This is a genomic window from Treponema vincentii F0403 (assembly GCF_000412995.1).
Taxonomy (GTDB): Bacteria; Spirochaetota; Spirochaetia; order Treponematales; family Treponemataceae; genus Treponema; species Treponema vincentii.
On the sequence record NZ_KE332512.1, the window covers coordinates 1,955,959 to 1,969,214 of the forward strand.

Here is a 13,256-nt window from a genome sequence, read left to right on the forward strand (position 1 = left end):
CTTCTTTATCTCCTTTACTGTTCTTTCTTTCCACACGCTTAACGTACTTAATATAATAAAGCGCTTCCCACTTATTTAATAAATTTCGTTCCTTTTGTTTCGTCTTTTATTGCCCGGTGGCCATAGTGGAGAGGTCATACCCGTTCCCATCCCGAACACGGAAGTCAAGCTCTCATTACGCCGATGATACTGCTCTTTCAGAGTGGGAAAGTAGGTAGCTGCCGGGCTTTTTTTATCCTCTTATGAGAGGGTATAAGGTAGGTATTGATGATTATGGTTCTTCGCCCTATCTCAAAGTATTTCATATTATATTTGTTGTTTTTTTCTCTTCTGTTTACCTGTTTTTCATGTACTACGGTTAAAGGCCGTGTTAATACTACCGATACCTCTGACCAGTCTCTAACTGCTACTATTTTACCGTTACCTTCTGCTGCGCAGCTTGCATTAAGCCGCACGGATTCGCAGGTACAGGCTGATATGGAGATCGCTTCTCCTGAGAGCATCCGGAGAGCTGTAAACCGTGTGTATTCCGCATCGCAAGGCTTTACTGTGGAGAAGCAATTTCAATTGACACTGGCTGCACGCTTGATGCGTCTCGTATACCCGCTTGAACTTGTCGATTGGAATGTACCGAGTTATCAGCAGAGTGATCCTTCTCTCGATGCATTGGCTCAGATTGAAAAAGGTGTTTATCCTCAAAAACTGGGGCTTAATACATTCTTTGATGCCGTTATTCCTGCGATTATCTTAACACGCGGAATAAATGTAACGGAATATGCTGATGCACTGGAAAAGCGTTTATTTGCTGCGAGAAATTTTAATTCTTTATCTGTCTTGCCTCCTTATCTTTTGGGGCTTTTGTATGAGCAGCAGGGTAGACTTTCTGATGCGGAAGCTTCCTATCGAATGGCATGGGGACAAGATGAAAGCTGCTATCCCGCCGGTATGCGCTTGGCTTATTTGGCGCTCCGGAACAATAATAATGATATAGCGTATGAAATTGCTGAAAAACTATATAGCCGTTATCCTAATGCGGCAGCAATTCAGTTGCTGCTTGCGGAAACGTATCTTGAAAAAGGTGATTTAGAAAAAGCAGAAGAGATTGTTTATGCACTGCTTAAAACGGGTAATGATTTTGGGCGTCCATTCTTTTTGCGTGTTCGTCTCCATATTGTGAAGAAAGAGTATTTAACTGCTAATGCCTTGCTTGATGAATTTGCTAAACAAAATAGGGTTGATAAAGATTATCTTTTACTGCGTGGACGCGTTTTACTCGAATGGAGCAAAAATGTTACTGAAGCAAAACAATGTTTGGAAAAAGCTGTAACTTTGTATCCGGGAGATTCAGAAGTTATGCTGGCTTGTGCGAATTTTTGCTTTGAAACAAAAAATACCGTTAACGGGAAAAACACTAACGATTTTATTGAAGCGCTATTAAAGCAAAATCCTCGTAATATTCTTGCAATCCGCCTTTTGGTAAAGGATGATATAGCGGAAAAACGATGGGAAAGCGCCTTTGAGCGTGCACAATATTTGTATGATAATAATCCTTCTGAAGAAGATGTCGTACTCTATGCCCGTGTTTGTGCCGGAATGAATAACTGGGAAGCGGCGGTGGATACGGCGCGAGCTGCATATAACGCCGCCCAAAATAAGCCGTCCGACGAAATTATTACATTATATTTGCAGGCTCTTTACGGGGCGAAAAGATACGGCATTCTTAGGCAAGTTATTAACCGCCATCTTGCCGATGCCCGTTCAGCTTTGAAGTCGGTTTTAATTTATTATCAATCGCTGCTTGAATCTAATGATGAAGAGAAGCTCGCGCTTTTGCGCTCGAGTCTTTTAGCTGATCCGCGCAGTTCGCTAACGCTGTTTGCCTTATACGGATGGTATTTTGAGCATAAAGATTATCGCAAAGCATACTATTATTTACAGCAAGTTATTGCACTTGACCCTTATAATAAAACTTATTTGCAACTCGCCGAAAAATTGGAAAGACTCCAGTAAAATTTTGAAGACAGAAGAAATAAAAAAGCCTAAAATAAACCGTTAAGTTTATTTTAGGCTTTGCCATCTCCTAGGGGAATTGAACCCCTGTTGTCGGGATGAAAACCCGATGTCCTAACCACTAGACGAAGGAGACATCACAATTCTGTTGCATAACAACGGAATATATTTATACCGAAAAAGCATCTTATTGTCAAGTAGGAATCTAAAACTGTTGTTATTCGGTAAAATTGATATTGACTTCCCCTATACCGGCTTTAACTTCAATAGTATGTAAAGCAGTACGCTGGTTTTCTTTAACGATATTACCCATTAGTCCGCTTCCGCTCGCGCCGTTTACCGAAACTGAACCGATGCCGGAGGTTATATCAATTGCATAGTCGTCCTTTTTTCCGTTGATGCGCATATCTATTTCACCGATTCCTGCATGAATTTCAAGATTCTGAAATATCTTTCCGTCAAAAACGGTTTCACCGACTCCCGTGTGCATCTCGGTATCCGTAAAACTGCAATTTCGGAACACGGTTTCTCCTACTCCTGTTTTAATGTTCACATTTGATGCGGTAATATTGTTGATATTGACCTCGCCGGCGCCGGTATTCAGTATAAATCGTTGAGTGGCGGTAAATCCGTCAAGCGTCAGCGATGCCGCTCCCGTATTGATGTCAACGGTATCGAAGAGCGTATTTTGAGGTATCTTTACCGTGATAACCGTTTTAGAGCGCCCTATTTCATCCCGATGCCATCCCAAAAACCAATTCCAATTGCGGTTCTTTTTTGTGCTAACCGTCAAAACATTTCCCTCAACTTGCACGGACGCATCGACCCTTTTGGTGTTATTCGTGATGCTGTAGGCAACGGATTGTTTATTGTGCGGTTCAATCCGCAGCGTAACATAAGAAATATCCGCTTTAAGCTGTTTTAAAACGGAATCGTTCGAGGTGAGCTGTACTTCATGTATATCTGCCGGCTGCACCATATTTGTATGCTTGTCATCCATGTTCCACTCCTCATAGTCTGATTTATAAAAAGCTTTTTTAACGCTTCCGCCCATCATCATTCCGATAATGACGAGTATACCGCCAATTCCAATAATCAAAAAAGCTGCTGTTATTCTTTTTTTCATCAGGCGCTCCTAAAATAAGAATGCCAAGCCGCCGAAAAATAAGCCTGCTATTAAAAGGGGAATACCGCATAAAATAACGATGAGCAGCAGAATGCCGAAGGTGAGCAGTTTAAATGAAAGCTTCAGTAAGCCGCCTGCAACGGTAAAGATTAATCCCTCTATTCCGAATATTGTAAACAAAATACATAAAACAATGAGTGTCAGCATTTGTTCCTCCTATAATACACTTAATACGCTCCCCTTATTGTTCCGTGTCGCCTTCATCTTTCCGGACATATTCATATTCGAGCGGTTCCTCTTTTTTTACCGGCATGACTAATGCACAGATGATATAGCAGAGAATACCGCTGCCGAAGAAAAGGGTCGCGAGAATCCACAACAACCGGATGACGGTTGGGTCGATGTCAAAGTATTCGGCAATACCGCCGCATACACCGCAGAGTTTTTTATCGTTTTGGCTTCGATAAAGCTTTTTTTCCATAATAATCCTCCAAAATGTTGTTTTGAGAGCTTCTAAAAATTCGCCTGAGTTTTTAGAGGTTTTCTTTAGATGTCATCTATCTGACTTATTCTTAATATGAGTCCCAATACCGGCAATTAATGCGCTGATACCGTGAAAGATCAGCAATGCAAAACCTACGAGAATTAATGCGCTGCCGAAAAGCAATAACGCGGAAGCGGAACCTAAGAACAAGCTGCCGATACCTTTAATAAAAACAGCTCCTGCTGCAATCACCAAGGCAAAGACAACCGCAAATCCTGCAAATCCGAGCGCTATAATAATGACTACCGATGCGATAATCAGCGGTACTGCGACGGGTGCTGCACAAATCGCCAGTATGGTAAACCAAAAAGCGCGCCACCCGCTTTTTGTAGATGCACGGGCTTTTTTCGCTTCTTTTACGGCATAATCCGATAAAATCTTTGAGGCAAGATGTGCGGGACTTTTTAGTTCGTTTATAACAGCTTGTTCATTTTGACTGCCTGCTTCGTCAAAATACTCTTCGTAATATTGCAATGCCGCCTGTAAATCTTCTTGCGGCAGCCGATGCAGCCGTACAGCCAGCTCGGCCATAAATTCTTTACGGGTCATGAACGCTGTGCTCCTTTAAAAATCTTTTCGATTAATTCCTTGTATGATTTCCATTCATCGCAGTATAAGCTTTGCTGCCGTTTCCCGGCAGTTGTTATACGATAATATTTTCTATTGCGTCCATCAATGGGCATGTCATAGGTTTCTAAAAAGCCCGCAGTTTGCAGCCGTTTTAATACCGGATAGAGTGTCGATTCAGAGATGGACATTACATCCTTTACATCCTGTGTTAACTTATAGCCGTAGGAATCTTCATTACTCAAGATGGCAAGCACGCAGGCTTCAAGCAATCCTGAGTTAATTGAAAAAAGCACTTTTACCTCCTGAGTTCATATTTTTAAAGACGCACAAACAAGGCTGTATCAACCTGTAACGTGTATAATATTATACACTATATAATATATTGTCAAGTATGATATAATGCCTGCAAGTGTGTTTTCTTGCCAGCCTATTAAAACTTTCTTAAATGATATATACTTTCAGCCGATAATTAAAAGCGATGATGTGTATAAAAAAAATTTTTGCAGTGTTATTTTTTTTCTCGTGCGTCCTTGCCGCTGCTTTTACCGGTGATGCGGTATTTGAATTAGGCGGAAAACAGGGCTGGGGAATGCTGCAATATACTGAGAATATACAGATGTGCCCGGGAAAATACGGGAATCCCGGTATTTCACTGAGCAGCAGTGCTCCCAAGATAACGCAGGAAACCGATCTCTATCTTAACTTTGATTCTCCCTCTATTATAGAAGAGACAAGTTCATATACGGTTGTATCGTCAACAATGCGCTTCGCAGGAGCCGAACAGGCAAAGCTCGGCGTAGGGGCGGCAATGTGCAGCCCTCATGTAAAAACGGCCGGTTTAATTTTAAAACCGCAAAAAGGTTCTTTTTTTGCAGGCGAAGGTTCCGCCGGTTCGTTTACGATAGAGTTTTGGATAGCGCCGTCGGTTACCGAAAGCGGCAGCGTCATTCTTCAATGGTATTCCGCATATTTTGAACGAGATCGCCTAACCGATCAACATATCATTGCTCAAATTCTTCAAAATAAGTTGCAATGGGACTTTTTTAATATTTGGCAGGATAAATATAATAACGGTATTTCTATTCAGTTGAAGGGACGTACTAATTTAATTCCTTCTCAATGGTCGCATCATTTGATTACATACAATGAAGAGATAGGCCTTTTGGAATACCGCATGAACGGACATACGGAAAATATCGTTTATGTTACCGAAAACGGACGGGAAGGCGATGCCGTTTTATTATCAAGGCTGGGACATGCCGCCGATCTTTCAATCGGTGTGCACTATTCGGGACTGCTTGACGAAATGAAGATAACCAAGCGTTTTTTTGAACCGCCGACCTTTGCCGAACAAGCTGCGTTATTTGACCGCTATCACCTTAACGGCGGCCGCTTTGAATCCCTTATTATCGATTCAGGCGGTTCGATGTCGCAGGCAAAGAAGCTTACTATTTCTGCAGATACTCCAATCCAAACGGAGGCGGTGTTTTTTGTCCGCTCCGGCGAAAACCGCTATTCTTGGACGGATACGGAGCCGGCGTGGAAGCCTGTCCGCAGCGGCCAAGCTATTACGGGAATGCAGGGGAGATTCTTTCAAATAGCGGGAAATCTCTATCCGGATGCTGAAGGACAAAAAACACCGGTTGTGCATTCCATCAGCTTTGAATACGAAAAAGATTCCGAACCGCTGCCGCCGGCCCGCTTATTTGCAGCGCCGAGGGATGGCAGTATCGAACTGTCATGGACACCGTCGATTGATTTTGATGTAAAAGGTTATATGGTATATTATGGGGAGCGCCGGGGAGAATATTTTTCGGCAGGATCGCCGCTTAATGTAGGCAAGGTACTTTCCTATCGTGTACCGAATTTGGATAACGGCAAAATTTATTTTTTTGCAGTTGCAGCGTATGATGATGAAGAAGGTATACGGGTGGGTTCCTTTTCTCAAGAAGTATGGGCAAGGCCGCGGAAGGAATAGCGGTTTATAGAGGAACTATGTCGGAGTCACTTGATTTTATCTTTGAGCGTGCAAATTCAGCTTTAATTACTCAGGACTTTGAATATGCCGAACAGTTGTTGACTAATGTGCTCAAAAAGCATCCTGATATATTGCCGCATGATAAGACCAAAATTGAAAGTTTATTGGCGCGCATCTATGGAGATGAGGGAGATCTTGAACGGTCATTAGCAGCCTATCTTCGTTTATATGAACGCGAACCCGATAATGTTGATTTGATGTTGAGCCTTGGGCGTATTTATCGGCATTTAGGGCGCTATGACGCTGCTCTTGAGATATTAAAAAAAGCAGAAGATATAGGCGGTGATACCGATGAAATACTGTACAATATTGCAAAGACCTATAAAAGGATGGGCAACTATGATGAGGCTGCCGACTATTTTTCCCGTGCAATAGAAGTAAAACCCGACCATGCCCACGCCTATGATCGACTTGGTAATCTTTATGTTCTGACAGGGGATACGGATAAGGCAATTGAAGTATATAAACAAGGTTTACGGGTAGACCCAAATCATCCTTATTTGAATTTTCATCTTGCCGGATTGTTACGGCAAGAAAAACGGTATGAAGAAGCTATTGTATACTACAATTCGGCACTCCGTATTAACCCTGCATGGGGCGAAGTTTTGTCGGGTATTGCCGCTGCCTATTTACAGTTGGATAAACTTGACGACGCGCTGGATACGTATCGTTCGCTGTTGCGGGTAACCGGAGAGAATGCACCGATATATACCGAACTCGGGTATCTCTTTGAAAAAAAACGGCTGCTGCAAGAAGCGGAACAATATTACTATGATGCTTTAGCGATAGATTTCGGCTTTGCTCCTGCCGCCCTTGCGCTGACTCGGCTATTGGAAAATAAACAGCAGTATAATGAAGCGCTGCCGATACTGCTCGCTGCAGAAACCGCTCCGGTAAATGCCGATAATCATGCATTGCGGCTTAAAGCTATCCAAATGTGCATGTATGCGAAGGACTATGCTAAGGCGTATGAGATTTTCGGACGATTGGATGCGGAGCATAGCAACAGCCTTAGCGCGCTGAAACTACGTGGGCAGCTTTATGCCCTTACCGGCGAATCGGAACAAGCCGAAGAAACATTTAAACAGATATTAAAAATAGCACCGGCAGCAATAGAGTTCCGCCAAGAACTTGCAGAGCAATATCTATTAGCACATAAATATGAAGAAGCAAAGGAACAGCTTAACCTCTTTTTAAAGCAAAGGCCGACCGATATTTCCGCATTGATGGCATTAGGAAGAACCGAAGAATTATTGAATAATCCGCAGGCCGCATATCAAGATTATCAAAAGGTACTTGAATTAAAACCCGATGCTATTGAAGCCCGCTCGGCTCTTTCGAGATTGTTTCAAAAGAGAGGAGACACGCTTGAGGCTTTAAAAACTGCAAGTGAAATTCTCAATATGCAAAGCGGTTTTGAAATAGGGGAACATGAGCAAGACATGGCAGCATCGCTCGATCTCTATGAGCAGGCTGCTGAAAGGTATATTGCCGATCCGCTGCTGACCAAAAATCTTGAACAATTAAAACCCGACGATTCATATCTTTATATTTCACCGACTGAACTAAATCCGGAACCGGATAGAAGTATTCCATCATTACGGGATATATCCCAATCCGAACGGGAACTCCCTTTTGAAATGCTCATTGAAGGGACGGAAGAGATTAAGGAACTACCTCCGGAGGAAGACGACGATGTTTCTATCGGCGGTATGCAGCTGAGCGGGAATGCTCAATCCGGTACATCCGGACAGCCTGCATTTCCTCGCTATGACAATTCCGCACCTCTATCCTCTGCAACCGGTTCCGGCGGGAATTTCGGCATGGCGGGAATGTCTCCGGCAGCAGGAAGTACGGCCGATTCCACGCCCCAAACAAGAAACAACTTGCCGGTTATGCAATCCGGTACGGCCGGAAGTCCGGCCTTTTCTTCTCCTATTGAAGAACTTTATCTTAATCCCGAAAATGCTACAAATAATGCTGCTATCGGTATAGGCGGCATTTCCCAAAAAAATGTAGAAGCGCTGCATAAACGCCGGGATCTCCTTAAAGATGAGGCAATACAGGAACGCTTAAAGATATTGAATACCTACGGCACAACGATGGGGTTCTTGCAGGATATTATTTCGGATATCGATAAGCAGCTTGATGAGAATTGGTATGCACAGGCCGTGGAGTTGTTGGCCGAAAGAATTGCCGAAAACTTAAGCCGAAAAGTGCCGCTTCAAATGGTCAGCCCGCAAGAAGCTCCTCATGAGGTGCTGACAACGGATGAACCGGAGATGCCGGATGAAGATAACGGGGATATGCAGAGCGGAGCGGACGAATCGATACCAAGCGAGGAACCCGTATCAATACCGAGCGAAGAAGGCGTGCAAGTTATCGAAACACAGGAAGATGCCATACTTGCTGCCGGGCGAAATAAAGAAGCTGAGCCCGCAATCGATGACTTTCTGGGTGTCGAGATTATAAATGAAGATAAACCTCTTGCAGATACTGAAACGGTAAGCGCTTCTCCCAAATCCAATGATGACGATAACACGGAAACGGGCGATACCGGAAAAACAAGTGATACCGGAAAAACAGGTGATACCGATGACGGAGAGTTGTCATTCGATGATGTAGAAATTGAAGACGAAGCAGAACCCCGTGATAGTCAAGAGCCTTTTGTTCTTGATCAGGAACAGCAAAACCTCTTATGGTGTCATGCAAAACATCAGGTTAAAGATTCTTCTTCGCTTGAACAGTATCTTAATACAACCGATCCTGAACAGCTTGCACAGTTGTTCTTATACTTGCGTGATTTATTCGCCTATCTGCCGCAGGAAGAGCTTGATATTTTCCTGAATAGCAGCGAAAGAATACAAATCTACTATATCATTGCGCGGTTGTCGGGTGAATTGGGACTTAAAGAACGCGCCAATCTTATTCAACAGGCGTGTAGTGTTGTGAGTGCGCAGCCCCCATATAATGATGCGGCGGTGTTTAAATTGCTGAGTTATTTACGCGATTTAAGTATTGCCCTGCCGGATCAAGAATTGGGAACAAGGGTGAGGCAGGAACTGGAACAATTGATGGCAAATATGTCTTCGGTTCTGCCTGATCTGTAATAAAAGTGAAAAAGAGGCCAAATAGGCGTCTGGGATTTTAGGAGAAAAAAATGGAATTGAATAAGTATATCGACCATACCTTATTAAAACCGAATGCTGTAGAATCGGAAATTACCGCATTATGTAAAGAAGCGAAGGAATATCATTTTGCTTCGGTTTGCGTGAATCCTTGCAATGTCGCGCTGGTAAAAAAGGAACTTGCCGATTCCGATGTGATGACATGCAGTGTTATCGGTTTCCCGTTCGGGACACAAACCACCTCGGTAAAGTGTGCCGAAACGGAGCAAGCCATAAAGGACGGCGCCAATGAAATCGATATGGTGATCAATATCGGAAAATTACTGGAAGGTAATACCGAATATGTTGAAAAAGAAATTGCACGGCTCGCATCGATCTGTCATGCAAATAATGCACACTTAAAGGTCATCGTAGAAACCTGTTATTTGTCCGAAAAGGATATTGCAAATGTCTGCGCTGCAGTTGAACAGGCCGGAGCAGACTTTATTAAAACGTCTACCGGTTACGGCTCTCGCGGGGCATCGCTTGAAGATATTGCATTATTTAAAAAATACCTCAAAAAAGGTACAAAGATTAAGGCGTCGGGCGGTATCCGCACCCGCGAAGATGCGCTTAAATATATTGAAGCAGGTTGCTCACGAATAGGCACCAGTAGCGGTATTAAAATAATTAAGGGGTAGGTACACCGAAAATTAAAAGCAAGCGGGCTATTTAACACGTCGGTTGTTATATAGCTCCTGTATTTTCTCAACGGTGATTGCCGGATGACGTTACGGCACCTTCTATTGTATAATCCCATTATACAGTGGGGCATTCAAGATTTACCGATATTTACCGATAATAAGGGTGTCGGAATATGCCTGACGTATATCAAAGAGGCACAAAAAGGGTTTTAGAATGAAAGATATTGAGTATTTAAGATCTCGACCAAAATCGGATATGCATAATCATCTTAACTTGAGCATGAAGTATGAACGCTACAAGCATTGGGCAGGTGTGGCTATTCCGAATTTTCCCCGCAAAATGACAGGCCTCGACGAAATGCACGAAGTAATCGGCTCTTATACGCGCCCGCGCTGCAAAACGGCAAAGGATGTAAAAGATCTCTTTGAAATGTCTATACAGGATGCAATTGCCGATAATGTTGTGTGGCTGGAAACCTCAATCGATATAAACTTTCTAAAACATTACGATAACAACCTTGATAAGTTTTTGTCAGATATTTCTGAATTGGTAGCAAAATATAAAAAAGAGATTGAGATACGGCCTGAAGTCGGTATTCCGAAAACGCTTGACCGCGATTTTATCCGCACGTGGGTCTATCCTCTTTTTGAAAGCAAGGTCTTCAATAATGTCGATTTATATGGCCCTGAGGTTTTTGAAGGAATTGAAGATTTTGCCTATATCTTTAAATTGGCCGAAAAGCACAATATAAAAAAGAAAGCGCATGTCGGAGAATTTTCGGATGCACAATCCGTCCGTAAATTTGTCGAACTTTTTGATTTGGATGAAGTGCAGCACGGGATCGGTGCGGCTTCCGATGATTCCGTACTGAAATTTTTAGCCGACAGAAAGATACGCTGTAATGTTTGCCCGATGAGCAATGTTATGCTGAGTGCGGTTCCGAGCCTAAAAGAGCATCCTATCAAAAAGATGATCGATGCGGGAATTCCGATAGGACTCGGCACCGATGATCTGTTGTTCTTCGGTAAAACAAACAGCGATCAGCTCTATGATATGCTGAAATGCGGGCTGATTACGGATGCCGACGCTGAAATGCTGATGGCTGTCCGCGGCTAAACGGTACACTCCTGTATTCCTCTATGTCGAATATTGATTTCACCGTACCGGATACCGCTGCCGTTAAAAGTATGGCGGTGTTTTTCATTTAATTGCAACCATCAACACCATTATATCGGAAGGCCGGATTCCGGGGATTCTGCTTGCTTGTCCGATCGTCGCGGGCATCACCTTTTTTAATCGCGCTAGCGATTCCGTCGAAAGCCCTGAAACGGCATCGTAGTTAAAGTTTGCCGGTATGCGGCTTGTTTCCATCTTCTTCATTTTATCGATTCGTTTATCCTGCGCAATGATGTAATGCTCATAGCGGATTTCGAGTTCCGCCGCGGTCTTAATGGCATCGGAATACCGGGTGCTTTCGGGATCGCAGCGGCAAATCAGCTCAAGCGAAATGAGTGGATCGTGCAGCGCATCGGCGAAGGACTTACCGAGATGACACTGCAGCGCCGGTTCCGCTTCTGCGAGGCTGCCGGTGATTTTCCGCTCCCGCCAGTGTTTGATAAGTTCGCCGCGCTGCGCCAGTTTTTCCTGCAAGCGGGTAAAAGAGCTCTGTTTTTGCAAGCCGATGCGGAATGCCCGCTCGGTGAGCCGCTCGTCGGCGGTATCGTGCCGGAGCTTGAGCCGGTATTCGGCGCGGGCGGTGAACATCCGGTACGGTTCGTCAACCCCCTGCGTGATAAGGTCGTCTATCATAACGCCGATGTAGGCTTCGTCGCGACGGAGCGTGAACGGCTCGTAGGCTGCCGGCCGTGTGCCGGGTTGCGGCTGTGTGCTGCAGGCACGGGAGTACAGCGCCGCGTTAATGCCGGCGATGAGCCCTTGTCCGCCCGCTTCTTCATAGCCGGACGTTCCATTGATCTGCCCCGCGGTAAAAAGCCCCGCTATCCGGCGGGTTTGTAAATCCGGCCCAAGCTGGAGTGGAGAGATTACCGCGTAGTCGACTGCATAAGCGGGGCGGGTAATTACGGCGTCGGCAAAACCGGTGAGGGTACGGAGCATTTGATCCTGCACATCCTCAGGCAGCGAAGACGAAAAGCCGTTGATGTAAAGCTCATCGCTCATCAACCCCTCCGGTTCGATATACAGCTGATGTCGCGTGCGTTCGGGGAATTTCCGTACCTTATCTTCGATGGAGGGACAGTAGCGCGCGCCCGTCGCGTGGATTTTTCCCGAAAAAAGCGGCGAGCGGTGGAAGTTTTGCCTGATAACCTCGTGGGTATGCTCGTTCGTGTAGCAGACGTAGCACACCGCCGACGGGCGGAATATTTCCGCCGTGTCGAATGAGAACGGGCGCATCACCGCGTCCGCCTCCTGTATTTCCAGCACGGAGAGGTCGACGGATTTCCGCAGCACACGACAGGGAGTGCCGGTTTTGAGCCTGCCCATCGTGAAGCCCTTGCGTGCAAGGGCTGTGCCGAGCCCTATTGCCGCTTTTTCGCCGAGGCGGCCTTCTTCAGCTTCAAATTCGCCGATGTATATTTTCCCTTCCATAAAAGTTCCGGTGGTGAGCACCACAGCCCGTGCGGAAATCGTCCTGCCGCGCGCCGTCAACACGGCTTGTACGCTGCCGTTTTCCACAACTCCGCTTTCCGCAGTTTGCGAAGAAATCACATCGACAACCGTATCCTGATAAATATGGAGATTTTTTTCTTTTTCGAGGGTATACTGCGCTGTCTGCGCATATAAGAATTTATCCGCTTGAATGCGGGGAGATTGCACTGCCGGCCCGCGGCTTTTGTTGAGCAGGCGGTACTGAATCATGCAGGCATCGGCGAGTTTTCCCATTTCGCCGCCGAGAGCATCTATTTCCCGTACGATATTGCCCTTGGAAACACCCCCAATCGAGGGATTACAGGACATTCTGCCGATGGTGTCAACCGTTTGTGTAATAAGAAGGGTGTGTGCCCCCAGCCGTGCGGCGGCGAGCGAGGCTTCGATGCCCGCGTGCCCCCCGCCTACGACAATCACGTCATAATCCGAATAACGAAAATTCATAGCGGACATTATACCGAAAAGGGGGCGGTTTGTCTGGCATATATT

At 45.0% G+C, this 13,256-nt stretch carries 11 protein-coding genes, 1 tRNA gene and 1 rRNA gene; 6 read left to right on the forward strand and 7 right to left on the reverse strand.

Features of this window, described 5'->3' with window-relative positions; all coding sequences use genetic code 11:
• Positions 1–112: 112 nt before the first annotated feature.
• Together rrf and HMPREF1222_RS08875 are read left to right on the forward strand one after the other, a co-directional pair.
• Positions 113–227, forward strand: a 5S ribosomal RNA gene (gene rrf, locus HMPREF1222_RS08870).
• Positions 228–267: 40 nt separating this feature from the next.
• Entirely contained in the window at positions 268–2,010 is a 1,743-nt protein-coding gene (locus tag HMPREF1222_RS08875) for a tetratricopeptide repeat protein (protein ID WP_016519102.1), read from the forward strand.
• Positions 2,011–2,074: 64 nt separating this feature from the next.
• Here HMPREF1222_RS08875 and HMPREF1222_RS08880 read toward each other — a convergent pair.
• The 6 genes from HMPREF1222_RS08880 to HMPREF1222_RS08905 form a co-directional block, all read right to left on the reverse strand.
• Positions 2,075–2,146 (reverse strand) — tRNA-Glu (locus HMPREF1222_RS08880).
• An 81-nt stretch (positions 2,147–2,227) separates the two neighbouring features.
• Positions 2,228–3,136 carry a DUF4097 family beta strand repeat-containing protein gene (locus HMPREF1222_RS08885; protein ID WP_016519103.1) on the reverse strand — a complete coding sequence of 303 codons (909 nt, stop codon included), beginning with the start codon at positions 3,134–3,136 and terminating at the stop codon, positions 2,228–2,230.
• Positions 3,137–3,145: 9 nt separating this feature from the next.
• Positions 3,146–3,343, reverse strand: coding sequence for a hypothetical protein (locus tag HMPREF1222_RS08890; protein WP_016519104.1), 198 nt, complete (start codon positions 3,341–3,343; stop codon positions 3,146–3,148).
• 34 nt (positions 3,344–3,377) lie between these two features.
• Positions 3,378–3,617, reverse strand: coding sequence for a PspC domain-containing protein (locus HMPREF1222_RS08895; protein ID WP_006188911.1), 240 nt, complete (start codon positions 3,615–3,617; stop codon positions 3,378–3,380).
• A gap of 72 nt (positions 3,618–3,689) precedes the next feature.
• Positions 3,690–4,229 (reverse strand): DUF1700 domain-containing protein, encoded by a 540-nt coding sequence (locus HMPREF1222_RS08900; RefSeq protein ID WP_016519105.1) that lies wholly within the window; start codon positions 4,227–4,229, stop codon positions 3,690–3,692.
• Complete coding sequence (locus HMPREF1222_RS08905; RefSeq protein ID WP_006188913.1) at positions 4,226–4,543, reverse strand: PadR family transcriptional regulator; 318 nt, start codon at positions 4,541–4,543, stop codon at positions 4,226–4,228. Before HMPREF1222_RS08905 ends, HMPREF1222_RS08900 begins: the two co-directional genes overlap by 4 nt.
• Positions 4,544–4,728: 185 nt before the next feature.
• On the opposite strand from HMPREF1222_RS08905, the gene HMPREF1222_RS08910 reads away from it, so the two are divergent.
• The 4 genes from HMPREF1222_RS08910 to HMPREF1222_RS08925 all read left to right on the forward strand — a co-directional run bounded on the left by HMPREF1222_RS08910 (position 4,729) and on the right by HMPREF1222_RS08925 (position 11,216).
• A complete protein-coding gene (locus HMPREF1222_RS08910) occupies positions 4,729–6,228 on the forward strand; it encodes a LamG-like jellyroll fold domain-containing protein (RefSeq protein ID WP_016519106.1) in 1,500 nt (499 codons plus the stop codon).
• A gap of 17 nt (positions 6,229–6,245) precedes the next feature.
• The gene (locus tag HMPREF1222_RS08915) at positions 6,246–9,398 is read left to right on the forward strand and encodes a tetratricopeptide repeat protein (RefSeq protein WP_038076631.1); all 3,153 of its coding nucleotides are present in this window, start codon (positions 6,246–6,248) and stop codon (positions 9,396–9,398) included.
• A gap of 50 nt (positions 9,399–9,448) precedes the next feature.
• Complete coding sequence (deoC, locus tag HMPREF1222_RS08920; protein ID WP_016519108.1) at positions 9,449–10,096, forward strand: deoxyribose-phosphate aldolase; 648 nt, start codon at positions 9,449–9,451, stop codon at positions 10,094–10,096.
• 217 nt (positions 10,097–10,313) lie between these two features.
• A complete protein-coding gene (locus tag HMPREF1222_RS08925; RefSeq protein ID WP_016519109.1) occupies positions 10,314–11,216 on the forward strand; it encodes an amidohydrolase family protein in 903 nt (300 codons plus the stop codon).
• A gap of 84 nt (positions 11,217–11,300) precedes the next feature.
• Here HMPREF1222_RS08925 and mnmG read toward each other — a convergent pair whose 3' ends face one another.
• Complete coding sequence (gene mnmG, locus HMPREF1222_RS08930) at positions 11,301–13,211, reverse strand: tRNA uridine-5-carboxymethylaminomethyl(34) synthesis enzyme MnmG (protein WP_016519110.1); 1,911 nt, start codon at positions 13,209–13,211, stop codon at positions 11,301–11,303.
• Positions 13,212–13,256: the final 45 nt, after the last annotated feature.

What these genes read in the sequence shown, in the direction of transcription:
- HMPREF1222_RS08875 (WP_016519102.1), top strand. Translation starts at nt 268, where the DNA reads ATGATTATGGTTCTTCGCCCTATCTCAAAGTATTTCATATTATATTTG.
- HMPREF1222_RS08885 (WP_016519103.1), bottom strand. Translation starts at nt 3,136, where the DNA reads ATGAAAAAAAGAATAACAGCAGCTTTTTTGATTATTGGAATTGGCGGT.
- HMPREF1222_RS08890 (WP_016519104.1), bottom strand. Translation starts at nt 3,343, where the DNA reads ATGCTGACACTCATTGTTTTATGTATTTTGTTTACAATATTCGGAATA.
- HMPREF1222_RS08895 (WP_006188911.1), bottom strand. Translation starts at nt 3,617, where the DNA reads ATGGAAAAAAAGCTTTATCGAAGCCAAAACGATAAAAAACTCTGCGGT.
- HMPREF1222_RS08900 (WP_016519105.1), bottom strand. Translation starts at nt 4,229, where the DNA reads ATGACCCGTAAAGAATTTATGGCCGAGCTGGCTGTACGGCTGCATCGG.
- HMPREF1222_RS08910 (WP_016519106.1), top strand. Translation starts at nt 4,729, where the DNA reads ATGATGTGTATAAAAAAAATTTTTGCAGTGTTATTTTTTTTCTCGTGC.
- HMPREF1222_RS08915 (WP_038076631.1), top strand. Translation starts at nt 6,246, where the DNA reads ATGTCGGAGTCACTTGATTTTATCTTTGAGCGTGCAAATTCAGCTTTA.
- deoC (WP_016519108.1), top strand. Translation starts at nt 9,449, where the DNA reads ATGGAATTGAATAAGTATATCGACCATACCTTATTAAAACCGAATGCT.
- HMPREF1222_RS08925 (WP_016519109.1), top strand. Translation starts at nt 10,314, where the DNA reads ATGAAAGATATTGAGTATTTAAGATCTCGACCAAAATCGGATATGCAT.
- mnmG (WP_016519110.1), bottom strand. Translation starts at nt 13,211, where the DNA reads ATGAATTTTCGTTATTCGGATTATGACGTGATTGTCGTAGGCGGGGGG.